Annotated in this window: 19 protein-coding genes; 7 read left to right on the top strand and 12 right to left on the bottom strand. The window is 47.3% G+C overall.

Annotated elements, in window-relative coordinates; translation table 11 throughout:
- Nucleotides 1–9: 9 nt before the first annotated feature.
- Nucleotides 10–1,836, bottom strand: a complete 1,827-nt coding sequence (locus RXX31_RS21770; RefSeq protein ID WP_317591769.1) for a DUF294 nucleotidyltransferase-like domain-containing protein — start codon at nt 1,834–1,836, stop codon at nt 10–12.
- 230 nt (nt 1,837–2,066) lie between these two features.
- Between RXX31_RS21770 and RXX31_RS21765 the strand changes: the two genes are divergently transcribed.
- The gene (locus RXX31_RS21765; protein WP_317591768.1) at nt 2,067–3,257 is read left to right on the top strand and encodes a 3-phenylpropionate MFS transporter; all 1,191 of its coding nucleotides are present in this window, start codon (nt 2,067–2,069) and stop codon (nt 3,255–3,257) included.
- 120 nt (nt 3,258–3,377) lie between these two features.
- Nucleotides 3,378–6,812, top strand: a complete 3,435-nt coding sequence (locus RXX31_RS21760) for a PAS domain-containing hybrid sensor histidine kinase/response regulator (RefSeq protein ID WP_317591767.1) — start codon at nt 3,378–3,380, stop codon at nt 6,810–6,812.
- Between the two features lie 283 nt (nt 6,813–7,095).
- On the opposite strand, the gene RXX31_RS21755 is transcribed toward RXX31_RS21760, so the two are convergent.
- From RXX31_RS21755 to RXX31_RS21740, 4 genes are all read right to left on the bottom strand, one after another.
- Nucleotides 7,096–8,481, bottom strand: a complete 1,386-nt coding sequence (locus RXX31_RS21755; protein ID WP_317591766.1) for a class II fumarate hydratase — start codon at nt 8,479–8,481, stop codon at nt 7,096–7,098.
- A gap of 163 nt (nt 8,482–8,644) precedes the next feature.
- Nucleotides 8,645–9,127: a hypothetical protein gene (locus RXX31_RS21750; RefSeq protein ID WP_317591765.1), complete on the bottom strand. Its 483-nt coding sequence runs from the start codon at nt 9,125–9,127 to the stop codon at nt 8,645–8,647.
- A gap of 105 nt (nt 9,128–9,232) precedes the next feature.
- Nucleotides 9,233–10,960, bottom strand: a complete 1,728-nt coding sequence (locus RXX31_RS21745) for a sodium:solute symporter family protein (RefSeq protein WP_317591764.1) — start codon at nt 10,958–10,960, stop codon at nt 9,233–9,235.
- Nucleotides 10,961–10,972: 12 nt separating this feature from the next.
- A complete protein-coding gene (locus RXX31_RS21740) occupies nt 10,973–11,236 on the bottom strand; it encodes a DUF4212 domain-containing protein (protein ID WP_014233250.1) in 264 nt (87 codons plus the stop codon).
- 387 nt (nt 11,237–11,623) lie between these two features.
- Here RXX31_RS21740 and RXX31_RS21735 point away from each other — a divergent pair, with 387 nt between their 5' ends.
- The gene (locus tag RXX31_RS21735; protein WP_317591763.1) at nt 11,624–13,369 is read left to right on the top strand and encodes a potassium/proton antiporter; all 1,746 of its coding nucleotides are present in this window, start codon (nt 11,624–11,626) and stop codon (nt 13,367–13,369) included.
- Between the two features lie 3 nt (nt 13,370–13,372).
- On the opposite strand, the gene RXX31_RS21730 is transcribed toward RXX31_RS21735, so the two are convergent.
- The 4 genes from RXX31_RS21730 to aspA all read right to left on the bottom strand — a co-directional run bounded on the left by RXX31_RS21730 (nt 13,373) and on the right by aspA (nt 19,121).
- Nucleotides 13,373–14,002 carry a response regulator transcription factor gene (locus RXX31_RS21730; protein WP_317591762.1) on the bottom strand — a complete coding sequence of 210 codons (630 nt, stop codon included), beginning with the start codon at nt 14,000–14,002 and terminating at the stop codon, nt 13,373–13,375.
- 193 nt (nt 14,003–14,195) lie between these two features.
- Nucleotides 14,196–16,028 carry a protein-disulfide reductase DsbD gene (locus RXX31_RS21725; RefSeq protein WP_317591761.1) on the bottom strand — a complete coding sequence of 611 codons (1,833 nt, stop codon included), beginning with the start codon at nt 16,026–16,028 and terminating at the stop codon, nt 14,196–14,198.
- A gap of 161 nt (nt 16,029–16,189) precedes the next feature.
- Entirely contained in the window at nt 16,190–17,497 is a 1,308-nt protein-coding gene (locus RXX31_RS21720) for an anaerobic C4-dicarboxylate transporter (RefSeq protein ID WP_317591760.1), read from the bottom strand.
- 172 nt (nt 17,498–17,669) lie between these two features.
- A complete protein-coding gene (aspA, locus tag RXX31_RS21715; RefSeq protein WP_317591759.1) occupies nt 17,670–19,121 on the bottom strand; it encodes an aspartate ammonia-lyase in 1,452 nt (483 codons plus the stop codon).
- Between the two features lie 385 nt (nt 19,122–19,506).
- On the opposite strand from aspA, the gene RXX31_RS21710 reads away from it, so the two are divergent.
- The gene (locus RXX31_RS21710; RefSeq protein ID WP_317591758.1) at nt 19,507–20,040 is read left to right on the top strand and encodes an FxsA family protein; all 534 of its coding nucleotides are present in this window, start codon (nt 19,507–19,509) and stop codon (nt 20,038–20,040) included.
- A gap of 68 nt (nt 20,041–20,108) precedes the next feature.
- On the opposite strand, the gene trmL is transcribed toward RXX31_RS21710, so the two are convergent.
- From trmL to RXX31_RS21695, 3 genes are all read right to left on the bottom strand, one after another.
- Nucleotides 20,109–20,588 (bottom strand): tRNA (uridine(34)/cytosine(34)/5-carboxymethylaminomethyluridine(34)-2'-O)-methyltransferase TrmL, encoded by a 480-nt coding sequence (gene trmL, locus RXX31_RS21705; protein WP_317591757.1) that lies wholly within the window; start codon nt 20,586–20,588, stop codon nt 20,109–20,111.
- A gap of 192 nt (nt 20,589–20,780) precedes the next feature.
- Entirely contained in the window at nt 20,781–22,178 is a 1,398-nt protein-coding gene (gene cpxA / locus RXX31_RS21700; RefSeq protein WP_317591756.1) for an envelope stress sensor histidine kinase CpxA, read from the bottom strand.
- Nucleotides 22,178–22,867 (bottom strand): response regulator, encoded by a 690-nt coding sequence (locus RXX31_RS21695; protein ID WP_317591755.1) that lies wholly within the window; start codon nt 22,865–22,867, stop codon nt 22,178–22,180. The genes cpxA and RXX31_RS21695 overlap by 1 nt, the downstream gene beginning before the upstream one ends.
- 191 nt (nt 22,868–23,058) lie before the next feature.
- Here RXX31_RS21695 and RXX31_RS21690 point away from each other — a divergent pair, with 191 nt between their 5' ends.
- The 3 genes from RXX31_RS21690 (at nt 23,059) to pfkA (ending at nt 25,850) form a co-directional block, all read left to right on the top strand.
- A complete protein-coding gene (locus RXX31_RS21690; RefSeq protein ID WP_317591754.1) occupies nt 23,059–23,571 on the top strand; it encodes a CpxP family protein in 513 nt (170 codons plus the stop codon).
- Between the two features lie 123 nt (nt 23,572–23,694).
- Complete coding sequence (gene fieF, locus RXX31_RS21685) at nt 23,695–24,603, top strand: CDF family cation-efflux transporter FieF (protein ID WP_317591753.1); 909 nt, start codon at nt 23,695–23,697, stop codon at nt 24,601–24,603.
- Between the two features lie 284 nt (nt 24,604–24,887).
- Nucleotides 24,888–25,850, top strand: coding sequence for a 6-phosphofructokinase (pfkA, locus tag RXX31_RS21680; RefSeq protein ID WP_317591752.1), 963 nt, complete (start codon nt 24,888–24,890; stop codon nt 25,848–25,850).
- Nucleotides 25,851–25,899 lie beyond the last annotated feature (49 nt).

Raw genomic sequence — 25,899 nt, 5'->3', positions numbered from 1 at the left:
TAACCGGGTTTAATCACGTATTTGATAGTGGAAGCCTAAAAACTGCTGAAACTTTTTCACTACATGCAGGCCATGACGCAGTAAGTCTCGCTCTGTACGGTCGAGTTGTTTAATGTCGATATTATTCAACGCCTCTTGTTGATTCAGCTGCTGATTGAGACGCAGCTTAAAGAACAACTTGAGTGCTTCGTTTAAATTATCCGCCGTTTCTGGCTCTAAAATTCGCTTGTTTCTCAAGGCTTCTATACGGGCAAAGGTATTTTTTTCTTCAATGGCATATTCAAGAGACAGAGTTCGGATGCCGTGCACTATTGGGAAAATACCGCCTCGTTTGATATCCAAGCCATCTTTGGCACTTTTTACGTTACCAAACAGCGTGAGTGGCACTGAAAATTGCAGCGCTGGTCGGGTGAAGTCAGACAAAATCAGCATGCGATCTTTCATTGTGTCCCTTAGATGATTAGCGACGGGCGTGAGTAACTCTCGGTTACCTGCTACGGCTTGTGCATCACTAAAGATGGCTAAGTCCATGATTTGTTCTGGCTGTGCCTTTGCAATCCAATTGTCGAGGGTTCGAATCCACTCCGATTGAGACTTGACCCATTTGGGATTGTTGACCATGACTTTTCCGGGGCAGAGCGGATAACCCAATTGCTGAAGCGTGTGAGTGAATGATTGCATCACCTGTTCACTGTGCGACCACTCCAAACCGTCTTTAATGATCAGGGCGTTGTCCTGATCGGTTTTGAGAATTTGTTCTCCCCGGCCTTCTGAACCTAAAACAATCAGACAGCAGTGGTCGTGGAGCGCAGGTGGCACCACTAACTCAAAAGCTTTCTCTATGATTTGCTCGTTGACGGCTGAAATCAGCTCCATGATGAAGCGGGTGCGAATGCCGTTCCTCACCAGACTTTCAACTAACTGGCGTTGTCGGTTGGACGCAAGGGCAAGCTCTTCGACACTGCTGGCTCTGGCGATACTGAGCGTGAGTACATGCGAGTGGGTAGAGAAAGCACTGAGGATTTGCGTCATATCCAACATGCCTATCGCTTGGTTACCATCGCAGACCATGAGTCGTTTCATCCGGTTACGCGTCATCGTAATCATGGCGTTAAACAAGAAGTCGCCTTCATCGACATGATAAACCGGGAAGGTGGCTATCTCGCCCACTGGTGTATCAACGGCGCGATCATCTAACATCACCGAGTGAAGCATATTCGTCCGCGTGACAATGGCGTAGGGGTGTTCGGAGGGGGATTTTTCCAGGCGAGGGTCGTCTGGATTCAGCTCAACTAAGGCGGCATCAATGCCATTTTCTTTTAAGGTTTTGGTTACCTCATTGATAGGCATTTCGGGTTTCAGGATCATCGGTGGGTGATAGATACCCTTGTCGACTTTGGTCAGAATAAACTCAGCCAGGTTCTGTTGTTGCTGCGCCGCTTCGATTAATGCCTGTCGTTTGGATAAGTTGTTATCGAAGTACGCCGCGAATTGTCCATTCTCGTTATAGAGCTCCAGAAACACCTCTTTTGGTAACAAGTAGGACAGGGTATCTTCAAGCGCCACATACTGATGGCGTACGTTTTCTTCAAATAGGGAGCGCACATCAAACATATCGTCGTTGGCATAGTGGGCGAAAACTTCGCTCTGATCTTTAGAGCGCTCTTCCACGGCACCTTTGATCAAAATATGCAAATGAGGATTGGTCTGCCCACAAGATAAAATCACATCTCGAGTTCGATAGTAGGCCACATCAAGTGACGAACGCAGTCGCGCTTGTTGCTTGCTGGTCAGGCGGTCGAATGGTGGAGAATGCATATTGAATTTATCAGGCATAAGGAACCCTAAAATGGAAAGGAACACATTCTAAGTCTGACAAATTTCTTTCTATTAGCCAGACGACTTTGGTCTAAATTCAGAACATTGAAAGCCAAGCTTTTTAATTTTTAATACTTTGTATTCCATCGAGGAAACGGTAAGTTGCCGATTCTTCCCTTTTTCTGCTCTGCATAGCGATCCATAATCCACGCTCATAACGTTGGTGTTCCCTTTTTAGGAAAATAATAATGCTAAAACCTTCTCCGTATGGCTGGATATCCCAGTACTTTCTCGGATTCTTTTTTGCGTATGGCGTCTATCTGCCATTTTGGTCGTTGTGGTTTAAAGAGCAGGGCGTTACGCCAACCGATATTGGCTTGCTAGTTGGTTTAGGCCTGGCAACACGTTGTGTGGCGAACTTAGTGATAACCCCGCGGATTCATAAAGTAGAGCTCTTGATGCCCGCCTTACGTTGGCTAAGTTTCGCTGGTCTTATTTTTGTTGGATTCCATTTTTTCACCGGCGGTAACTTTTGGTTAATGGCGTTGGCAACCGTATTGTTTAACCTATGTTGTGGACCAATTATCCCGCTCTCTGATGCGATGGCGAATTACTATGCGCGTTTAAAAGTGCTCGACTACGGGCGTTCACGTTTATGGGGTTCTATCGCGTTTATCGCTGGTTCTACCGTGGTTGGTTACTTAGTCGCTAAGTTTGATGCAGATATGATTCTCTACACAGCGATGATCGGCTTATTTATCGCTTTGTCGTTTGCGATGCGTATGACTAGCCCGATGCCAGTAACTCTCCGTGATCAACATGCAGAACGCCCTAAGTTGTCTTCGCTGTTAACGGAGAAGTCTGTTATTAAGTTTTTAGTCTTGGTATCGCTCATTCAGGGTAGTCATGCCGCCTATTACGGCTTTAGCGCTATCCACTGGAAATCGGCTGGTCACTCTGAAGATGTGATTGGCTATCTTTGGAGTTTAGGGGTGGCGGCGGAGGTAGCCGTATTTGCACTCAGCAAGCGCCTGTTTGCGGGCCGGTCGTTGCGTACCCTGTTTGTCATTGCGGCTTGTGGCGTGATGATGCGCTGGGGGATCACAGCAGGCACAACGTCAATTTTTGCTCTGGTTATCGTTCAGTTATTGCATGGTGTGACGTTTGCGGCCGCACACATTGCCGCAATCCAATACATTCAAAACGCTTCTGAGAATAAAATGGTTGCCTTGCAGGCGTTATACAACGCGATAGCGCTTGGGGCGTTTACTGCCCTGATGACCGTTCTTAGTGGTTGGGCTTATGAGCATTGGGGGTCGCTGGTATTCTTGGGTATGGCAGCGATGGGATTGATTGCCTTGTTCATTAAGCTGGATCCGCAAGAGCCTGCCCAGCATGTGATTGACTTATCTGACAAAGCGCTTGAAACACAGAATTAGACTTCTGTGACAGAGGTTAAAAACTAATCTTTGTCTCTGTTGTGAAAGCAGTGTTAAATGAAACCTCTCCCTAGCGGAGAGGTTTTTGTTTGTTGTAAGCAAGGTCAGAAAGGATATCGGATGCAAGGATGGCTGGTGGTTCCCGTTTCTTTAGCGTATTTGGGCGCCCTATTTATAATCGCGTGGTACGGAGACAATCAGCGCCGGTGGCTGGCTAAGTGGCGACCTTGGATCTACAGTTTGTCTATTGCTGTGTACTGTACCTCCTGGACCTTCTACGGCACTGTGGGCCAGGCGAGCAGCAATCCCTGGTCTTTTCTCCCAATCTACATTGCTCCGATTCTGGTCTTCACCCTTGGTTGGCGGGTACTCGCGCGACTGATTCTGATCGCCAAGCGCGAACACATTACCTCTATTGCTGATTTCATTGGTGCTCGTTACGGGAAATCGCAGGGGCTGGCGGTTGCGGTAACGCTGATTGCTGTTGCGGGGATCTTGCCTTATATCGCATTGCAGTTGCGTGGTATCACCATGGGGCTGGAAATCATTGCGCCTGAGTTGGCTTCTGACTTCGGTTATGAGAACGACAGTGTCTCATGGTTTGTGGTGATGGCACTGGCTATCTTTACCATCTTGTTCGGTACGCGTCATATCGATAATACCGAGCACCACCGGGGCATGATGATGGCGATTGCCTTTGAGTCGGTTATCAAGCTAATGGCGTTTTTAGTCGTTGGTGTGTTTATTGTCTGGCTGGCGATGAGCGCAGAAAACCTCAGTCTGATAGATGTGGCGACGGAAACCTATCAGCCGCCAAATATTCCGACCATGCTGATTCATACCGTACTCACCATGCTGGCGATCGTTTGTTTACCGCGTCAATTTCATACCATGGTGGTCGAAAACGAGCGTGCTCAGGATCTGCATGTTGCCCGCTGGTTGTTCCCGGTTTATCTGATCTTAATGGGCATTTTTGTACTGCCGATTGCGTGGGTAGGGCAAGGATTGTTGAGTGGTGCGTCGCCAGACACCTATGTGATCAGCGTGCCGATGGCGGTAGGTGCCAGTGAGATCGCTTTACTGGCGTTCCTTGGTGGTACATCAGCGGCGAGTGGAATGGTAATCGTCTCGACTATTGCGTTAGCCATTATGGTGTCGAATGATTTAGCGATGCCACTGCTTCTGCGCCGCATGCGTCTTTCACAACGTAATCATCAGCACTTTTCTCAGTTGCTGCTGCGTATCCGTCGTGCTCTTATTCTGCTTCTTTTGATTGGTGCGTGGGGCTTCTACCAGGCACTTGATAGTATTCACTCACTCTCTGCGATAGGTTTTCTCTCGTTTGCAGCGATCACCCAATTTGCTCCGGCCCTGATTGGCGGGATGTATTGGCGTCAGGGAAACAAAAAGGGCGTTTATGTCGGTCTTGCGGTTGGTTTTACCATTTGGCTGATCACTCTGATGAGCCAAACCGACATGCTGGCGGGTAACGCCAGCAGTAACTTTTTGATTTGGCTTATTACGCCACCAGAGATGCTAACCCAGTTTGATATTGCGATCTCTGACTGGGGAATGATTCTCAGTGTTGCGGCCAATACCGCCTGTTTTGTCGTCGTTTCTCTGATTACTCGTCCAAGCCTAAGTGAGCGCTTACAATCGGCTTCGTTTATTGGTACACCGTTGCCTGAAAGCGAAAATATGAGCCTTTACCAGAGCCGCGTGACGGTGGCTGAACTGGAGATGCTTGCGTCTCGTTTTGTTGGGCGTTCACGCGTTAAAGTTGCGTTTCAGGCTTACTGGAGCCAGCAACGTGAAGAGCTGATGCCGAACCAACAAGCACCGTCTTCATTGATACGACACACAGAACGTGTGCTCGCCGGGGTCTTTGGCGCATCTTCTGCAAAGTTAGTACTTACTTCTGCTTTGCAGGGAAGAAACATGCAGCTCGAAGAAGTGGCGACCATCGTCGATGAAGCTTCTGAACTTTACGACTTCAGCCGAGGACTACTGCAAGGGGCGATTGAGCACATCGGGCAAGGTATCGCTGTGGTTGATAAACAATTGCGGCTGGTGGCTTGGAACCAACGTTATCTCGAGTTATTTGAATTTCCTCCCGGGTTAATTCAGGTGGGCCGTCCGATCGCGGATGTGATTCGCCACAATGCGGAGCAAGGGCTATGTGGCCCAGGTGATCCAGATGACCATGTTCGTCGACGGGTTTACCATCTTGAGCAAGGGACTCGACATACCTCTTCGCGTGTTCGTCCTGACGGACGAGTGATTGAAGTACAGGGCAATCCGATGCCGGGTGGTGGTTTTGTAATGAGTTTTACCGACATCACCGTGTTCCGCGATGCCGAGCAGGCACTCAAAGAGGCGAACGAGACGCTTGAGGAACGTGTACGACTTCGGACCCGCGAACTAGAGCAGCTCAACAAACAGCTGGTGGAGGCGACACAACGTTCAGATTTAGAGTCTAAGTCGAAATCACGCTTCTTAGCCGCGGTGAGTCATGACCTGATGCAGCCCCTTAATGCTGCCAGGTTATTTGCATCTTCGCTTTCTGAGGTGGCCAAAGACGATGAGGCGAAAAAGCTCTCTGCTCATATCGAAAGCGCGCTCGGAGCCGCAGAAGATTTGATTGGCGATTTGCTGGATATTTCCCGTCTTGAGTCGGGCAAGCTTGAAGTGCACATATGTGGTTTTGCCGTTAACGACGTGCTGGCAAATTTAAATGCCGAGTTTAGTGCATTGGCGAAACAACAGGGGATTGAGTTCACCATGATCCCTTCCTCGCTGACGGTGAATTCTGACCCCAAACTCCTGCGCCGGGTGGTGCAAAACTTTCTCACTAATGCGTTCCGCTACAGCCCAAATGGCAAAGTCGCTTTGGGTGTTCGCCGTGTTAAAGGACGTGTGCGTATTGATGTTTGGGACAATGGCATGGGCATTGAGGAAGAGAAACAGCAAGAGATCTTTGAAGAGTTTAACCGAGGTTCTCAGGTGCGTTCGGATCAGGGCTTAGGACTCGGTCTTGCTATATCGAAAGGTATCGCACAGGTGCTGGGACATGAAATCTCGATGCGTTCCTGGCATGGCAAAGGCAGTGTTTTCTCGATCACGCTCGACAGAGCCGAAAGCGTGAAGGCGCTTAACACAGTGAAGATGCCAAGCAGTACTCAGTCTGAGCTTTGTCACCTGAAAATTCTTTGTGTCGATAATGAGCCTGATATTTTGGTTGGCATGGAAAACTTATTGTCACGCTGGGGATGCGATACTCGACTGGCCACCGACTTGGTAGAAAGTCTGCAAGCGCTGGATGATGGCTGGGTGCCCGATGTGATTTTCTCAGATTATCGATTGGATAACGGACGCACGGGATTAGAAGTATTGCAACAGTGCCGCCTCCGCTTAGGTAATAGCTTTGAAGGTGTCATCATCAGTGCGGACCGGACGGACGATATGCTCGATGGCATTAAGGCAAATGGATTCGGTTTCATCGCCAAACCAGTCAAACCATTGAAATTACGTTCGGTGCTAAATCGAGTCGCTTAGTGCTGAGTACCTATAAACCGAGGTCTCCATATAGAGAAATATCAGTTGCTTAACGAGCTTTATAGGGTCATTCCAGCGAGCTCTAGCGAGACTAGGAATCTAATATCTGCGTGCTGAGAAGATAGAAAAACTCTTTAATAACAAAGTGCCCGGATAGAAGATCCTGAATCACGCTCCTTCGTCGCTTTTCAGGATTACTATAGGCTGGGGGTATATTGCTCGTTGTCAAACGAACGGTATTATTCCGTATATAGGCTTCTTTTTTGGTTACCAGGTCGATAGCTTATTTGGCTACCCCACCTTGTGTCAGCGTTGCTGGGTTCAGCAATTTCTCCAGCGTCGCGCGATCTAAGTCGGTTTCCTCTTCTGCGACATCAATGATCGCGCGTCCTTGTTTATAGGCTTTCTTCGCTATTTCAGCGGCTTTTAAGTAACCGATCACCGGGTTAAGTGCAGTCACCAGAATCGGGTTCTTGGCTAATGCTACATCGAGGTTGTCTTGCCTAACCGCAAACGTTGCAATGGCTTTGTCTGCCAGCGCTGTGGTGCTATTCGACAGTAGGTCAACACTTTCCAGTACATTATGCGCAATCACAGGCAACATCACATTGAGTTGGAAATTGCCTGACTGACCTGCAATGGTAACCGTGGTGTCATTGCCAATCACCTGAGCACAGGCCATGGCCGCGGCTTCTGGAATCACAGGATTTACTTTTCCCGGCATGATGGAGGAGCCCGGCTGTAATCCCTGTAATTCGATTTCTCCCAACCCTGCGAGTGGACCGGAATTCATCCAGCGAAGATCGTTGGCGATCTTCAGGATCGCAACTGCTGCGGTTTTGAGCTGTCCGGAGACTGCCACGATCGCATCCTGACTGCTGAGATTAAAAAAGAAATTCTGGCTGGATGAAAATGCCACTTTTGTGGACTGAGATAGGTTATCCGCGAATAGGGCGGCAAAACGGGGATCGGCATTGATCCCTGTACCCACGGCGGTGCCACCTTGTGCTAACGCTTTTAATGTAGGCAGAGTATGTTCAATAGCTTGTTTGGCATGCTTAATCTGAAACTGCCAGCCTCCGAGCTCCTGTGCGAAGGTAACTGGCATTGCGTCCATCAGGTGAGTTCGTCCGGTTTTGATCACATCTTTCAATGCTTTCTGTTTAATACTGAGTGTCTGGATAAGATGGTCTAGCGCTGGGAGCAACTGTTTTTCGATCGATAGTGCTACGCTGACCTGAATCGCAGTTGGCACCACATCGTTACTGCTTTGGCCCATATTGACGTGATCATTTGGACTTACGCTATCACCAAGGGCCTTGGAAGCCAGAGTCGCGATCACCTCGTTGGCATTCATATTTGAGCTGGTGCCAGACCCGGTTTGAAAAACATCGATTGGAAACTGCTCAAGATTCTGTCCATCAATGATGGTTTGTGCCGCATCAGCGATCGAATTAGCAATATCCCCGTCGAGCAAACCCAGTTGTGCATTGGTGAGCGCGGCGGTTTGTTTGATATACGCTAGGGCGTGGATAAAACCCTGAGGCATGGTGTGTTTACTGATAGAAAAATTATCGACGGCACGCTGGGTTTGAGCTTGATAGAGAGCATCGGCTGGGACTTTTACTTCCCCCATGCTGTCGGTTTCAATACGAAAGTCGCGGGTCATGACTTGCTCCTTTAATTCTCAATCCTAGGTCTTTTATCAACCATAGGTTATTTATGAGGATTTTGAGGACAAAAAAGCCGATGCATGAATGCAGCATCGGCTTGGAGCAAGTGAGCTATATCCCTACAATTAAGCTCAGCTTTCTTTTTGTTCTTGAATTCAGTTATTCCGTAAACAACGTTTCGTATTTCACGAACGCTGTTTGCGTCTCGCCGTAATAGAGTGTTCCTTCCGACTGAATCACCACTCTTAACCAACTTTCTGCTGACTTTGGCTTAGGCAGGCTGATGTACCAGTTTTTACCTGCTTGATCGGCAGGCTTCATATCGATTGGCTTAGCGTTTTTTTCCTGGTTAGCAACCACAGAAACTTTTACGCCTTCCAGCGGATAAGCGGCATTCAGAGACAGTTCTAAACGGTCTTTCGTTAGCTTCTCAGAGCGAAACTTCACTTTAAAATCGCCATTTTCCATATCACACAGACCACTGGTGTAGCGACAATTTGACTTGCTGGCCAATTTGTAACTTTCACCTTCTTTCGCGGCATGAGGTTTTTCACTTAATGCCATATCGGTACCGAAGTAGGCAATTAACGATAGGATCGGAGCGATCAACAGGGCGATAATTAAGTGCTTGTTTTTGAACATCTTGGCTTCCTTGCAACGACAGACTTGGAAATAGTAACTGAAAACTTAGAATAAAAAAGCCCCGGACAGGTGTTTCCAGACGGGGCTTTAAGGTTGTTATTATAATTAGTGATCTACAGCATCGCCTGCACCAACTGGTACACGAACGTGCTCAACCAGATCTTTCACTTCTTGAGGCGTTTCTGCAGTGACTCTCGATACTGCGAACGCTACAACAAAGTTGAAGACTGCACCAATTGCACCAAACGCGTTAGGCTCAATGCCTAGGAACCAGTTGCTACCCCAGCTTTCCAGGTATTTCCAATCAGCGACAAACAGGATGCCTTTGTGCTGGAATACGTAGAATAGAGTGATACTGATACCTGCAATCATACCTGCGATTGCGCCTTCTTTATTGATGCTTTTACTGAAGATACCCATCATCAAGGCCGGGAAGATAGAGGATGCCGCCAGACCAAAGGCCAGTGCAACGGTACCTGCTGCAAACCCAGGCGGATTTAAACCTAGATAACCAGCTGCAGCGATTGCCACCGCCATGGAAATCCGGCTGGCAAGCAGCTCTTTCTTCTCTGAGATGTTAGGGTTGATAACCCCCTTGATTAAGTCATGGGAAATTGCCGACGATATGGCCAACAACAGACCCGCAGCGGTTGATAGCGCAGCCGCCAGGCCACCTGCCGCAACCAATGCGATTACCCAGTTTGGTAGCTTAGCAATCTCTGGGTTTGCCAGTACCATGATGTCGTTATCTACACGTAGCTCGTTAGTCGCCGCATCTGAAGTGTATTGGATGTTGCCGTCACCGTTTTTATCGTCAAAACCTAGTAGGCCTGTAGTTTCCCAGTTTTTGAACCAAGCTGGACGCTCGTCATAAACAAGATGCTGACCAGGCGCAGGGTTAACCGTATTCATAAGGTTTAGACGTGCCATTGCTGATACTGCTGGAGCAGTAGTGTAAAGAATAGCAATGAAAATGAGTGCCCAACCTGCAGATGTACGTGCGTCACGAACCTTAGGTACCGTAAAGAAACGGATGATTACGTGTGGCAGACCCGCTGTACCGATCATCAGTGACATGGTGTAAACGAACATGTTTAGCGTATCACCACGAACCTGGGTGGTATATTCACTAAAGCCGAGTTCGGTCACCACCTGATCGAGCCGATCGAGTAGATAGACGTCGGTTCCCGCCATCGTACTACCAAGACCGATCTGAGGAATTGGGTTACCAGTTAATTGCAGAGAGATAAAGATTGCTGGGATAGTGTAAGCAAGAATGAGTACGCAATATTGAGCAATCTGCGTGTAAGTAATCCCTTTCATGCCGCCAAGTACAGCGTACATGAATACGATACACATACCGATCAGTAGACCCGTTGAGTAATCAACTTCCAGGAAACGACCGAATGCAACGCCAACGCCTTTCATCTGACCGATAACGTAAGTTACCGATGCGATGATCAGACAGATAACCGCTACGATACGAGCCGTCTTGGAGTAGAAACGCTCACCGACAAACTCTGGCACAGTAAATTTACCGAACTTACGTAGGTAAGGAGCAAGAAGCAGAGCAAGCAGCACGTAACCGCCAGTCCAACCCATGAGGAATACAGAACCACCGTATCCCATGAAGGCAATCAGACCTGCCATCGAAATAAACGAAGCCGCTGACATCCAGTCTGCTGCTGTCGCCATACCGTTCGCGATTGGGTTTACACCGCCACCCGCAACATAGAACTCTTTGGTCGAGCCAGCACGCGCCCAAATCGCAATCCCGATGTACAGGATGAAGGTTGCACCAACAACCAGGTAGGTAATAGTTTTCAAATCCATCTGAGTGACTCCTTACTCATCTACGCCGAATTCACGGTCGATTTTGCGCATCTTCCACGCGTAGTAGAAAATAATACCCAGGAAGGCGTAGATGGAGCCTTGTTGAGCGAACCAGAAACCAAGCTTGTATCCACCTAGTTGAAATTGATTTAGTACATCGACAAATAAAATGCCGCAGCCGAAAGACACAACGAACCAGATGACCATTAGGCCAATCATGAGCTTCACGTTTTTGTCCCAATAGGCTTTGGCTCTTTCTTCACTTTCAAATGCCATTGCCGTCTCCTTACGATCGGTATTGTTGTTAAAAAAATGTTTCACCATGTACATTAGCAAGGTGTTGGCAAGAACTCTTTTCAACTTTAGTCGGGGCTTAAAAATCAAAAAACGCCCGTAGAATGGGCGCTTAAAGGAATTGTAATAGAATTTAACTATGTTAACACGGTGTTAAATTAGCCTAAGGTCTAATGCGAAATGACATTTTTCATCATTTATTTTTGCGGGCGTTATCTTTTCTTCATTGATTTGGTGAAATCTATGCTGGTGACCACAAGTTATTTGTTTACATAAAGTTTTCGTTTAACTAGAGCGCTGCGACACAATAAAGCGGTAGACTAACGATGATACCTACGTTGGTGATAACTTTTATATTTGGGAGGGGGAATGGACGCAAACACCATTAACAGCTTTTTTCTTGTCGGTGCATTGCTGATTGCACTTAGCGTTCTTCTTAGCCCTGTCTCTTCTAAGTTGGGTATTCCCATTCTCCTTGTCTTTCTTGCCGTTGGTATGCTGGCAGGGGAAGACGGCTTAGGCGGAATTCTGTTTGATAATTTCTCGATTGCTTACTTAGTCAGTAACTTAGCCTTAGCCATCATATTGCTTGATGGTGGCATGAGAACAAGAGTCGCAAGTTTCCGGGTGGCATTATGGCCATCGGTGTCATTGGCCACGTTGGGAGTGGCAATGACGACGCTCTTAACTGGATTGATGGCAACCTGGTTGTTTGATCTGGACTTACTGCAAGGCATACTTGTCGGAGCCATTGTAGGGTCTACGGATGCGGCGGCGGTATTTTCTTTGCTTAAAGGGCGCAGTCTCAATGAACGTGTGGGTTCGACTCTGGAAATTGAATCCGGCACCAACGATCCAATGGCCGTCTTTCTGACCGTGACCTTAATTGCCATTTTATCGAGCTCAGGGGCGGAGTTAAGCGTTGGCTTTTTAGCCCTGAGTTTTGCTAAGCAGTTTGGTATTGGTGCCTTGCTTGGTTTCGCTGGTGGCTGGGTATTGTGGAAGATCATTAACCGTAATCAACTGCCAGATGGTTTGTACTCAATTTTGACCGTGAGCGGTGGCCTGCTGATTTTTGCCTTATCGAATACACTCGGTGGCAGCGGCATCCTATCCATTTACCTGGTGGGTTTGCTACTTGGTAATCGTCCAACGCGTAGCCGCCACTCGATTCTGCATGTCTTGGATGGCATGACCTGGTTAGCGCAAATTGGCATGTTCTTAGTACTGGGCTTGCTGGTAACGCCATCCAATTTACTCGCCATTGTCTTACCCGGCTTAGCACTTGCCTTCGGTATGATTTTGTTTGCGCGTCCAATTTCAGTGTGGATAGGCTTGTTGCCATTCAAAAGTTTTACGCCACGCGAAAAGTGGTTTGTCTCCTGGGTTGGTTTACGTGGCGCTGTGCCGATCATTCTGGCGGTATTCCCGATGATGGCGGGCCTTCCTGATGCACAGCTCTACTTTAACCTCGCGTTTTTCGTTGTGATGGTCTCGTTAATTGTTCAGGGAGGCACTCTGACCAAAGCGATGACACTAGCCAAAGTAGAATTACCCTCAAAGCCAGAGCCGGTTTCGCGAATTGGTGTCGAGGTTTACCCGACCAGTGAGTGGGAGTTGTTTGTTTACAAACTCAAGGCAGACAAATGGTGTATCGGTGAACCTCTGCGTAGTTTGTCTATGCCTGAAGGGACACGCATTGCGGCTGTCTTTCGTCATCAGGAGCTGATGCACCCATCGGGTAGCACCCGGCTTGAAGAAGACGATACCTTGTGTGTGTTTGCTCAGGAGAAAGATTTGGATGCGCTAAGCCTGCTGTTCAGTGAAGCACCAGAAAAAGCCTCAATGACCCGTTTCTTTGGTGATTTCTTTTTGGATATTGAAGTCAGATTGTCCGATGTTGCCATGATGTATGGCTTAGACCTTGGCGAGGAGTCACTGGACTTCACCTTGAGAAGGCTGGTGGAGGAACACTTGGGAACAGCTCCGGTTCTGGGTGACCAATTTGAATGGCAAGGGCTACATTGGATTATTGCTGATGTGGTTGATCAGCAAGTCACCAAAGTAGGCTTACGCTTGCCTAGTGAGCAGGATGAACTGTCGGAAGAAGAGTAAAAATTAGCTATTCATTTCCGTTAACATGATGACGGCTTGTGTGCGATTCTTCACGCCCAGTTTACGGAAAATTGCCGTCATATGCGCTTTGATGGTGGCTTCGGAGACATTCAGCTCGTAAGCGATTTGTTTGTTGAGCAAGCCATCTGACAGCATCCCCAACACTTTGTATTGCTGAGGTGTCAGCGTAGCAATTTTCTCCGCTAAGTCGCTGCATGCAGCGTTATTAGTGATCAGGCCTTCAGGGAAATACGGGTCGCCGTTAAGTACCTGATTGATGGCATTAACAAGCTCACGCATATCACTTGATTTAGGAATGAAACCGAAAGCGCCGTGACTTTTTACCTGAGTCACGATAGCAGGCTCTTCACTGGCTGAAACAACAACAACAGGTAGATCTGGGTATTCGGCACGCAGATGAATCAGTCCTGACATACCATTTGCCCCAGGCATCTTGAGATCCAATAGCACTAAGTCTGGCTCCTCTTCCCTCTCCAATAGCGTGAGCAAGGCATCGAGTGAGTCAGCTTCGAGCAAATTGGCACCACTCACCGCCATATGTACCGATTGGAACAAAGCATTACGGAAGAGAGGATGATCATCAGCGATAATGATGGTGTAGGTCGAATCCATGACGTTAAACACTTTTGACTATTTGGTTAAATTTATTATTGTCCAGCTTTGAGATTGTGGACAATATTTATTCGCTAAAAGTCTGAACCAAATCGACTTTTATTAGAGAAAATGCATATAAGCATCATTTTATCTTTTAATTTTGTGCAATAAAAACGCCAGCAGGAAATGACTGGCGTTTGAATTTGTCTAATCAGAACTGATTAATGTGCTCTAAGAAAGGCTCTGCCTGGATAAAACCAGTTAAACGTGCGTTTGAAACGTGCTCGCCTTTATCGTTCCAAAACTCGATCGTTGGCAAGCCAAGGACGTTCATGTGCTTGAGTAATTCGATATCCTGAACCTGATTTTTGGTCACGTCGGCTTGCAGTAGTACAAAACCACGCAGTTTTTCTTCGACTTTTGGCGCATGGAAGGTGTACTTCTCAAACTCTTTACATGCCACACACCAGTCGGCATAAAAGTCGAGCATGACCGGTTTACCCGCCGCTTTGGCTAGTGCCAGTTGTTCTTCTAGCTCTGCGACATTCGCAATACGAGTGAAGCTGATACTGGCTTGCTGAGCATGAGTTTCGTTGTTACCAAACCAATAGTTCAGCGCAGGTTGTGCGGAAGCGAATAAGCCAAGAACGGCAATAATGCCAATGGCACTCTGTTTCCAGCCGCCAAACTGCAGGCTATTTTTCACATGGTATAGCCAGCCAAAGGCAGCAAAACCCAGTGCAGACCACAGTATCGTCGACCACATTTCTGGTAACAGACGTTCAAGCAGGAAGATAGGGGCGGCAAGCAGAATAAACCCGAACAGAGTTTTAACGCGATCCATCCAATTACCCGCCTTCGGCAGCAGTTTATTGCCGAATACTGCAACTAGAATCAGCGGGATCCCCATCCCCATGGCGAGTGCGTACAGTGCAACACCACCGGTTAACAGATCGCCACTTTGCGCCACGTAAAGCAGAGCACCGGAAAGCGGCGCAGTAGTACATGGTGAGCAGACTAAACCGGAGATCGCCCCCATCGCAAATACGCCAGCACCGCTGCCACCTTGTTGCTTATTACTTAGGTTATTGAGCCAGGTTTGTACACTGCTTGGTAGTTGCAGCGAATACAGGCCAAACATTGACAGTGCTAACGCGATGAATAAGACACTTAGACCAATCAGTACATACGGGTGCTGCATTGCCGCCTGGAACTGCATACCGGCAGAAGCTACAACCAGACCAAGTAGGGTATAAGTCAGAGCCATGCCTTGCACGTAGATAAATGACAGACCAAGTGCGCGTCGTTGGCTGAGTTTCCCGCTTCCTAGCACAATGCTGGTTAGGATCGGGTACATAGGCAGTACGCAGGGTGTAAAAGCAAGGCCAGCACCTAAGGCTAAGAACAGCAGTGGGGTCCACCAACTGTCAGCCAGGTTTGCAGCCAGACTGTCTTGCTGCGTAACTGGCGTTGTTGGCGCTGTACTTGTTGCTTTTGGTGTAGCTTCTTGTGTGGTTTGTTTTACCGTTGGCGCTTGTGAATCAGTGATCGCTGTTTTTGCTGATGAGTCCGTCGGTGAAGTAAAGGCGTTGATAGGAATTTCACGCGTTTCCGGTGGATAGCAGAACCCTGCTTTCGCACAGCCCTGATACTGCACGACTACACGTGCACCTTCCTGCCAATTTGAAAGCGGTACATTGACAAACAGCGGCATGGTGTAGATATGTACGTCACCAAAAAACTCATCGTTGTATGGTGTGCCGCGCTCCATGTCTAACTCACCAAGCGTGACGTTCTCTCCTGATACTGACAAACGTTCCTGGTACAGGTAGTAGCCATCACGTACTTGCCAGTCGAGCATCAGCTTGTCATCTTGCTGATAAAAATTAAACGGAAAGGCTTGATCGACAGGCACAAAGCGATCGCTGCCATTACCGAAGTTGTTGTTCTGACTATCGTTAAACTGGTCTTTGCCAAATAGGGCAAGAGAAGGTGCAGAAAAGGTTATCAACCCTAAGAGTAATACGGAAAGTAATGCACGCATAAAATGTTCAATTCGTCTTAGATAATTGCCGTAAGTGTAACTCAATCAGACCTGCTGACTAAGCCATAAGTTTCATCAAAGTGAATATTTGTTAAGCAAAATGTTCAATTTCTGGCAACAAAAAAGGGAGCCGAAGCTCCCCGAGTAAGACTCTTTTTCTGCTAGATCAGCAGACCACCGAAGATGAAGCCCAATGTTACCGCTGAAGCAATAGTCGCGACACCCGGTAAGAAGAACGGGTGGTTGAACACATACTTACCAATTCGTGTTGAACCAGTATCGTCCATCTCAACAGCAGCAAGTAGTGTTGGATAGGTTGGTAGTACGAACAGCGCACTTACCGCTGCGAATGACGCGACTGCAGTCAGTGGTGCGACACCGATAGCCAGTGCTGCAGGCATCAGTGCTACCGTCGTTGCGCCTTGTGAGTAAAGCAGCATAGAAGCAAAGAAAAGTACCAGCGCAAGCATCCATGGGTAGTCTGCCAGTAGTGCACCGGCCATTTCCTTAATGCCATCAACGTGCGCATTAACGAACGTAGAACCTAGCCATGCCACACCAAGTACACACACACAAGCCGTCATACCCGAACGGAATGTTGCCGCGGCTGGTATTTTGCTCGCGTCGATCTTGCAGCTCATCACAATCGCTGCAGCGGCGGCTAGCATCACTGTCATGATCGCTTCGTTACGACCCAGTGCTGGGTTCTCGATAAGACCCACCGAGCCAGAGATTGCCGCTGCGTAGCAAACGACGAATGCGATAGCACCAAGGAAGATAAATGTTGCTTTCTTCGCTGTTGGTAGAATTTCGCGTTTTGTTTCAGTACTCAGCTTGATCAGACCGTTTTCTAAACGATGTTGATATTCAGGGTCGTCTTTTAGTTCACTGCCCATGAAGTTCGCAATAAATGCACCGACCATACACGCGATGAATGTTGTAGGGATACACACAGCGAGTAGAGTGAGGTAATCGACGCCAAATGGAGCAAGCATTGCCGCGAAAGCGACCACTGCCGCAGAGATTGGAGACGCTGTGATGGCGATTTGCGATGCGACAACGGCGATAGACAAAGGACGGGAAGGACGAACGCCCTGACCTTTAGCCACCTCGGCAATGACCGGCAAAGTAGAGAACGCGGTGTGACCAGTACCCGCCATTAGTGTCATCAGGAATGTCACGATTGGCGCATAGAAGGTGATGCGCTCGGGGTGTTTGCGCAAAAAGTTTTCGGCAACTTGCACCATCCAGTCCAGACCACCTGCGACTTGCATTGCTGCAATCGCGGTGATCACCGACATGATGATCAAAATGACATCAACGGGGATGTAAGCCTGGCTAGTTGGGACGCCAAGGATCAACGATAATGCAATGACACCAGCACCACCAGCAAAACCGATGCCGATACCGCCGATTCTCGCTCCTAAATAGATAAAGAGCAGAACCACGAAGAGTTCGACCATGACCATTATAGATACCTCTTTAGTTTGTATAGATTCTGATTTTTTGAACACTCAGGAACAGGAGTAAATGTTCAGAGAATCAGAGCCGAAGAGCTATAGGATTAAAAAGCTTATAAAAAATGTGGTTAACCGTACGGAACCCTAAAAAGGGGCCCTAAAGGCCCCTATGGGAAATGACTTACTCGTAGCGTTTCGCTTTGTAAGTGGGATGCATGAAGTTTTCCACCGATAAGATTTCGTCAAGTTGCTCTTCTGTTAGCAGACCGCGTTCTAGCACGACTTCACGAACACTCTTACCAGTTTCTGCACATATCTTACCGACGATGTCGCCTTCATGGTGACCGATGTATGGGTTCAGGTAGGTTACGATACCGATGGAGTTGTAAACGTAGTTCTCACAGATTTCTTTGTTCACCGTGATGCCATCGATACATTTGTCACGCAGATTGATGCACGCATTTTGTAGCAGCGAGATGGACTCAAACATGCTTTGCGCGATCACTGGTTCCATTACGTTTAGCTGAAGCTGACCACCTTCTGCAGCGAAAGATACCGTGTTGTCGTTACCCAGTACTTTAAAACACACTTGGTTGACGACTTCAGGGATTACTGGGTTTACTTTCGCAGGCATGATAGATGAGCCGGCTTGCATTTCAGGAAGGTTAAGTTCATTCAGACCAGCGCGCGGGCCTGAAGAAAGCAGACGCAGGTCGTTACAAATCTTAGACAGTTTCACAGCCAAGCGTTTTAGCGCACTGTGCGTCATCACGTAAGCACCACAGTCTGACGTTGCTTCGATAAGGTCTTCCGCAGGAACCACATCCAGGCCTGTCACATCTGCAAGGTGTTTTACCGACAGAGCTTGGTAACCTGTTGGCGTGTTCAGGCCTGTACCGATAGCGGTCGCACCCAGGTTAATTTCTAATAGTAGTTTTGACGTGTAGTCTAAAGCGCGAATTTCTTCGTTTAATGTTACCGCCCAAGCGTGGAACTCTTGACCAACCGTCATTGGCACAGCGTCTTGTAATTGAGTACGGCCCATTTTTAGAACATCTTTGAACTCAATCGCTTTAAGTTCGAATGCACCTTTCAGATACTCAATCGCTTCCATCAGCTTATGTACGCTGTTGTAAACCGCAATACGGAAGCCGGTAGGGTAAGCACAGTTGGTAGACTGACTTTTGTTGACGTGATCATTCGGGTTAACGAATTCGTACTGGCCTTTTTCTTTGCCCATGATCTCAAGAGCAACGTTGGCGATCACTTCGTTGGTATTCATGTTGACAGAAGTGCCCGCGCCACCCTGGAATACGTCTGAAGGGAATTGATCCATACACTTACCTGTTTCCAGGATCAGATCACACGCCTCGATGATGTAGTTGGCAACGTCTTTTGGAATCGCACCAAGTTCTTTGTTTGCGAGTGCCGCGGCTTTCTTGGTCATCACCATGCCACGTACAAACTCTGGTACGTCAGAAATGGTTACATTTGAGATGTTGAAGTTTTCGATCGCACGTAGGGTGTGAATACCGTAGTACGCATCGGCAGGGACATGACGTTGACCTAATAGATCTTCTTCAATGCGAGTGGCTGAGTTAACTGCTTTTTGAGCATCAGATATGGTAGCCATAACAGGATCCTTAGATGATAATTCTAATAGTATGGTTGAGTATTAGCCTATTCTGCAATCTAGAATCCATTCATCAGAATTTTGGGCTGGAAAATCCGTCCTGACTTATGTGGCACATCATACTTTACCTAGCACATAAAAATAGTAACTAGATCACCTTTTTGGCTTTTAATGCATCAATATTGTGCACAGTCTGAACGGGTTATTACTTTATGTTTCAGGGACGTATTTTTACGCTTTATATTGGCGGTTTAATGATCTGAACATCATGCCAAAAGAGGGGCGTCACTAAAGCCATGTGACGGGGTAAACACGCTTTTTTACAACGATTCGTTTGAGCTTGATTGGCTTTTACCATTACACTGAATTAAACAAAGGAGGGCGTGTGTTTCCTATCTTATTATTAGCGTTTATTTTTGTTCCGATCATCGAAATCGGCTTGTTTATTCAGGTGGGCGGATTTTTAGGCCTCTGGCCGACCATTGCCTTGGTGTTGATCACGGCGGTAGTGGGGGCGTCTTTGGTACGTAGTCAGGGTATTCAGACCCTGATGTCAGTGCAGGGGCGTCTTGAGCAAGGTGAAATTCCTGCTCAACAGATTTTCGAAGGTGTCATGCTAGCGGTAGCCGGTGTACTGCTGTTAACCCCAGGCTTTATGACGGATGCGTTTGGTATGTTGGTGTTACTGCCTGCCCCTCGCGCTGCAATTGCAAAATACCTGATGAGTAAAATGGTGGTAAAAACGGTTCATGGTGGTGGTTTCCATGGAGGCTTTTCTGGTCAGCAGGGGCCGTTTGACGAAGATCCATTCCGTCGTGGTCCATTCGATTCTCATTCGGATAATGGCAACACTTTTGAAGGTGAATACGAGCGCAAAGACGATGATGATGATCGTAATGATCGAAATAAGCTCAACTGATCAGTAATCAATTCCAGCAGAAAACAAAAGGGCACATCAGCGCCCTTTTTTGCCTCTTCATTAAGCGATTATTGCGCACCTTCAAAGCCCATCTGACGCCATGCTTCAAAGGCAATAATAGCAACGGCATTTGACAAGTTCAGGCTTCGGGCATCTGGCATCATCGGAATGCGAATGCGTTGCTCCATTGGTAAGCTTTCAATCACCTCTGCTGGTAAACCGCGCGTTTCCGGACCGAATAACAGCACATCACCCGCTTGGTATTGGGCATCCACATGGTGACCTGTTGTCTTAGTTGTACAAGCAAAAAGACGGTAGTCGCCTTGCTTTTCTTTTTCTAAATAATCCAAGAATGCCTGATAGTTTTTATGACGTGTCACACGAGCCAGGTCATGATAATCCAAGCCCGCACGGCGCACTTTCTTTTCTTCCAGATCGAAACCTAGCGGTTCAATCAGATGCAGGTTCGCACCACAGTTGGCACACAGTCGAATGATGTTACCGGTATTTGGCGCAATTTCGGGTTCGTATAAAGCGATATCAAACATGGTTTAGAAATAGAGTTAGTCAAAAGTGAGAGGCAGTATATACCTTAGCTGCGATTGGGGTATATACCCAAGTACTGGCTTAGCTACAGACGCGCCTTTAATGAAAAGTGACTCGCTATTAAAGCGTGTTGAGAAAAAGTAACCCTCCTGAGGCGGAGGGTTACTTGGTTATACGATAAGTGTGGGATTGAATTACTGGCTTAAAGGTAACGTAATCGTCATGCGTAACCCACCCAGTGGACTGCGACTGGCGACAATCGTCCCACTGTGCTGACGGATGGCACTTTCGGTGATCGTCAGCCCTAATCCTGTTCCGCCAGAGTGACGATCACGAGCGGTAGAAACACGATAAAACGGGCGGAAAATCGCTTCCAATTCTTCATCCGGTACCCCTTCACCGTTATCATCTACGGTGATGTGCAGAGTGTTACCTTGTGTTTCAACATTAATTTCAACCTGATCTTTGCCGTAGTAAATCGCGTTGCGGATGATGTTCTCCACCGCGCTCATCAGTAATTTAGGGTTGCCGGAAATACTGACTTTAGGCAATGGCGAATAACGCAATTGCTTACCCATTTGTTCCGCTTCAAATTGAGTGTCTTTAATGATCTCTTCCCACAAACTTTGAATCGGTTGCGTTTCTCGTGTCATGTGGCTGTTTGCCTGCATGCGGGACAGCTCGAGTAACTCACTGATCATTTGCTCAAGCCTTTGAGCCTCGGTATCAATCCGTGTCAGCTCTGGGCTTTCGCCCTGTTTACGCGTAGCTAATGCGCTGGCCATGCGCAGACGTGTGAGTGGTGAGCGCAGTTCGTGAGAGATATCCGACAATAAACGCTGCTGACCGGATATCATCTGATTGACCGCTTCGACCATCTGGTTGAAACTGCTACCTGCCTGACGAAACTCTGAAGTCCCTTTCTCTAGGGTGGGATCTATCACAAACTCTCCCTTAGCGACACGCTGTGCTGCGGCTTCTAGTCTGCGTGCAGGCTGACTCAATGCCCATGCCAACCAGAGCAGAAGAGGAGTACTTGCCAGCATGACCGCCAGTAGTAACTGAAGCGGGTGATCAAACAGTCTCAGGAGTAGTGGTGGTGGCTCATTCCATTTAAAGCCAACGTACATCAGCAAGTCAGAATCGGCCAAGGTAATAGGTACAGGACCAGCAATCATATATCGGCCATAGAGTTTTTGTTTCGGTTGGTTATTGTCTTCAATAATAGAAACAAAGTTCTGCATGGCCCGCATTTGAAAATTATTGCGGTGGTCCGTGGTTAATATTTTGCCGTTATAGTCAGAAAAGAACATTCGTGGTCGAGGGGCTTTTTTATTTTGACGACGCCCTTCAATGCTAAACAGGATACGGCCAAGATCGGTCTCTTTGCTGTATTTTTGTTGAATATCATCACGCAGTTCTTGCATACGCTGATAAGGTGCGTTTGGAATATCACGCGCTTTACGTGGATCCAAATGCGGTAGTGATAGCACAGCGATTAACACCAACAGCATGGTGAACCAGAAGATGGCAAATATGCGTCCATACAGGCTGTTAATATTCGGCAGTTTGATGCGTGATATTTGGCTCATTAATCTTCCTCAAGCAGCATGTAGCCTCGACCACGTAAGGTTTTGATACGAGGCTTGCCATTACTTTGGTCGGGCAGTTTTTTGCGTAAGTTGGAGACGTGCATATCAATCGCGCGGTCAAAAGCAGCGAGCCGCTTGCCAAGTACATCTAAACTCAGTGTTTCTTTCGTTAGAACTTGCCCGGGGTGTTGTACAAAGTGGGTGAGCAGCGCAAACTCTGTGGCGGTTAAGTCTAGAAGTTGCTGATCGCAATAAGCTTCTTGTTTACCCGGGTAGAGGCAAAGTTCTTGATATTCGATGACGTCACTGCTTTTGCTGTCTTTTTGCGTCGTACTGGTACGACGCAAAATAGCGCGAATGCGAGCCAGTAATTCGCGATCACTAAAGGGTTTCGGTAAGTAATCGTCAGCCCCAAGTTCTAAACCAATCACGCGGTCTATTTCTTCGCCTTTGGCAGTCAGCATTAACACGGGCGTTTCCCAGTTTTCACGTAAACGCTTTAATGTCTCCATGCCGTTGAGTTTGGGCATCATGACATCGAGCAAAATCAAATCAATCTCACTCGTTACTGCAGCCAAGCCCGCCTCGCCGTCATTCGCTTCACTGACTTCAAAACCTTCAAAACTGAGCACTTCTTTTAACAGGCTAGTGAGCTCTATATCGTCATCAATCAAAAGAATGTTTGCCATTTAGGGATCTACCATCAATTACCAGATGCTTTAATACTACATTGGAATGAGGTGGGACGAAGAGTATAAAAATCACTCTTTACGAATCTTTACGCTCCCTATACGTCACTTTACCTATCACGTCCTATTCTATACTCAAGCGCTGGGAGAACAGCCCAGAAGAAGCAATCAGATGTATGAGGAATCCCATTATGAAATCTGCAAAAAAAATTGTGTTAGCTGCCGTTGTTCTACCATTGACCTTAGGTGCTGCAGGTGCCTTTGCCTACGGTGGTAAAAACCAGCAAAAAGGCCCTCGTGATGAGTGTGGCCCGGGTATGGAGCGCGGTATTATGGGTCAAATGAATCTGACCGACGCGCAAAAAGAGCAACTACAATCTTTCCGTGATGCCAATCGCGCTGAGATGAGAGGCAAAAATTCAGCCGATCGTGATGCTCGCAGAGCAGAGCGACAAGCTTACCATGCCAAAATGCAATCACTGGTTTTGGCGGATACGTTTGATGAAGCGCAAGCGAATGCGTTAGCCAAAGAAATGGTAGAAAAACAAACAGAGCGCCGTGTAAAAATGCTGGAGAGAAAACACCAGATGTTGAGTGTACTGACTCCTGAGCAAAAAGCAGAGTTTGTGAAGTTGCAAAACGAACGTATGCAACAGTGTGGTGACAGAATGCAAAAACGCATGAGCAAACCAAGCAATAACTAACTAGATCAGCAGAAGAATTTCCAGAGGCAGCCATTGGTTGCCTCTTTTTGATCTGGTTATTTCATACTCATTACCTCATTTAAGAGGTATACTCAGCATATGGTTTGAGTTAACTCTTTGATTATGAAACAGCAATATGCGCGCTTAGTGACAACCGCAGCGTGGACTGCAACTATCGTGGCGACGCTTCTATTATTGGTTAAAGTCATCACCTGGTGGGTGACAGGATCGGTCAGCTTATTGGCCTCTCTTATTGACTCGATGTTGGACATTGCCGCATCGGTAGTGAATTTAGTCGTGGTTCGTTATGCCTTGCAGCCAGCAGACAGAGAACATACGTTTGGCCACGGTAAGGCAGAATCACTCGCTGCACTCGCGCAAGCCATGTTCATTTCCGGCTCTGCGGTATTTTTGATCCTCAATGGGGTCGATCGCTTCTTCCGTCCTCATGCTTTGCATGCTCCTGAGTTAGGGGTTTATGTCTCATTGTTTGCTATCGCCGTGACACTTGGTTTGGTGACTTTTCAGAAGCACGTTGTGCGGGTGACAGGCAGCCAAGCGATTGCCGCCGACTCTCTTCACTATCAAACCGACCTTTATATGAATGCCGCGATTATGGTTGCGCTCGGGTTAAGCTATTTTGGCGTCACACAAGCCGATGCGGTGTTTGCGATTGGTATTGGTGTGTTCATTCTTTACAGTGCGGTCAAAATGGTCAATGAAGCGGCTCAGACCTTACTGGACAGAAAACTGCCGGATACCGAGTTAGAAGAAATCCGCGCTCAGTGCTTTAGTGTGAAAGGGGTCAGAGGGGTTCATCAACTGCGCACCCGAATGTCCGGGCCGACGCGTTTTATTCAGCTACACCTGGAACTAGACGACGACTTACGCTTAATCGAAGCTCACTATATTGCTGATAAAGTAGAAGAAAACTTACTGTCAGTGTTTCCTGAAGCGGATGTATTGATCCATCAGGATCCGATATCTGTGATATTTGGACCAGAGAAAGAACAGAAGCAACAAGGTTGGTAGCGCTCGAAAAATCACAAGGCGTCTGACGACAAACAGGCGCTTATTGTCTATCTTTCCATCAATACGTTTTAAGAATCCTGATACTGATGTGAATCAACGAAGTTGCTAAGAGAAGCTGTAATACTCTTACATAAGTAGAAAAGTTACATAAAAATGTGTGTTTTCATTGGTATTCCGGTATAGGAAATGTAACATAACGCACAGTTCTGGATTATGCAGGTTGCTTGGTGACAAGGGACCTAAAAGAAAATTATATAATTGATTGCCAAAGATCGAGGGTGAGCATGATTAAGAAGATCGGTGTTTTAACAAGTGGCGGTGACGCACCTGGTATGAACGCTGCAGTACGCGGCGTGGTACGCACAGCACTTTCTGAGGGATTGGAAGTTTACGGTGTGTACGACGGCTACCTAGGTCTTTATGAAGATCGCATCGAAAAGCTAGATCGTTCTAGTGTTTCAGATGTCATCAACAAAGGTGGTACGTTCCTGGGCTCTGCACGTTTCCCGGAATTCAAGGAAGTGGCAGTACGCGAAAAAGCAATTGAGAACCTGAAGAAACACGGTATCGACGCACTGGTTGTTATCGGTGGTGACGGTTCTTACATGGGTGCTAAAAAACTGACTGAAATGGGTTACCCATGTATCGGTCTGCCAGGCACAATCGATAACGATATCGCAGGTACAGATTACACTATCGGTTACCTAACTGCACTAAACACAGTTATTGATGCAATTGACCGTTTACGTGACACTTCTTCATCTCACCAACGTATTTCAATTGTAGAAATCATGGGCCGTCACTGTGGTGACCTGACTCTGATGTCTGCTATCGCTGGTGGTTGTGAGTACATCATCACACCAGAAACGGGTCTTGATAAAGAGAAGCTGATCGGCAACATTCAAGACGGTATCGCAAAAGGTAAGAAACACGCAATCATTGCTCTTACTGAACTGATGATGGATGCAAACGAGCTTGCACGTGATATTGAAACGGCAACAGGTCGTGAAACTCGTGCGACAGTACTTGGTCATATCCAACGTGGTGGTCGTCCTACTGCATTTGACCGTGTTCTTGCATCTCGCATGGGTAACTACGCTGTTCACCTTCTAATGGAAGGTCACGGTGGCCGTTGTGTTGGTATCCAAAAAGAAGAGCTTGTACATCACGACATCATTGATGCGATTGAGAACATGAAGCGTCCAGTACGTAATGACTTGTACAAGGTTGCAGAAGAGTTGTTCTAAATAGAGCCGTTCTTTGCAGGAAGAAAAACCGCGTTGATACGCGGTTTTT

It is taken from the genome of Vibrio sp. EA2 (assembly GCF_033042495.1).
GTDB lineage: Bacteria > Pseudomonadota > Gammaproteobacteria > Enterobacterales > Vibrionaceae > Vibrio.
This window is presented reverse-complemented; position numbering and strand designations above follow the sequence as displayed.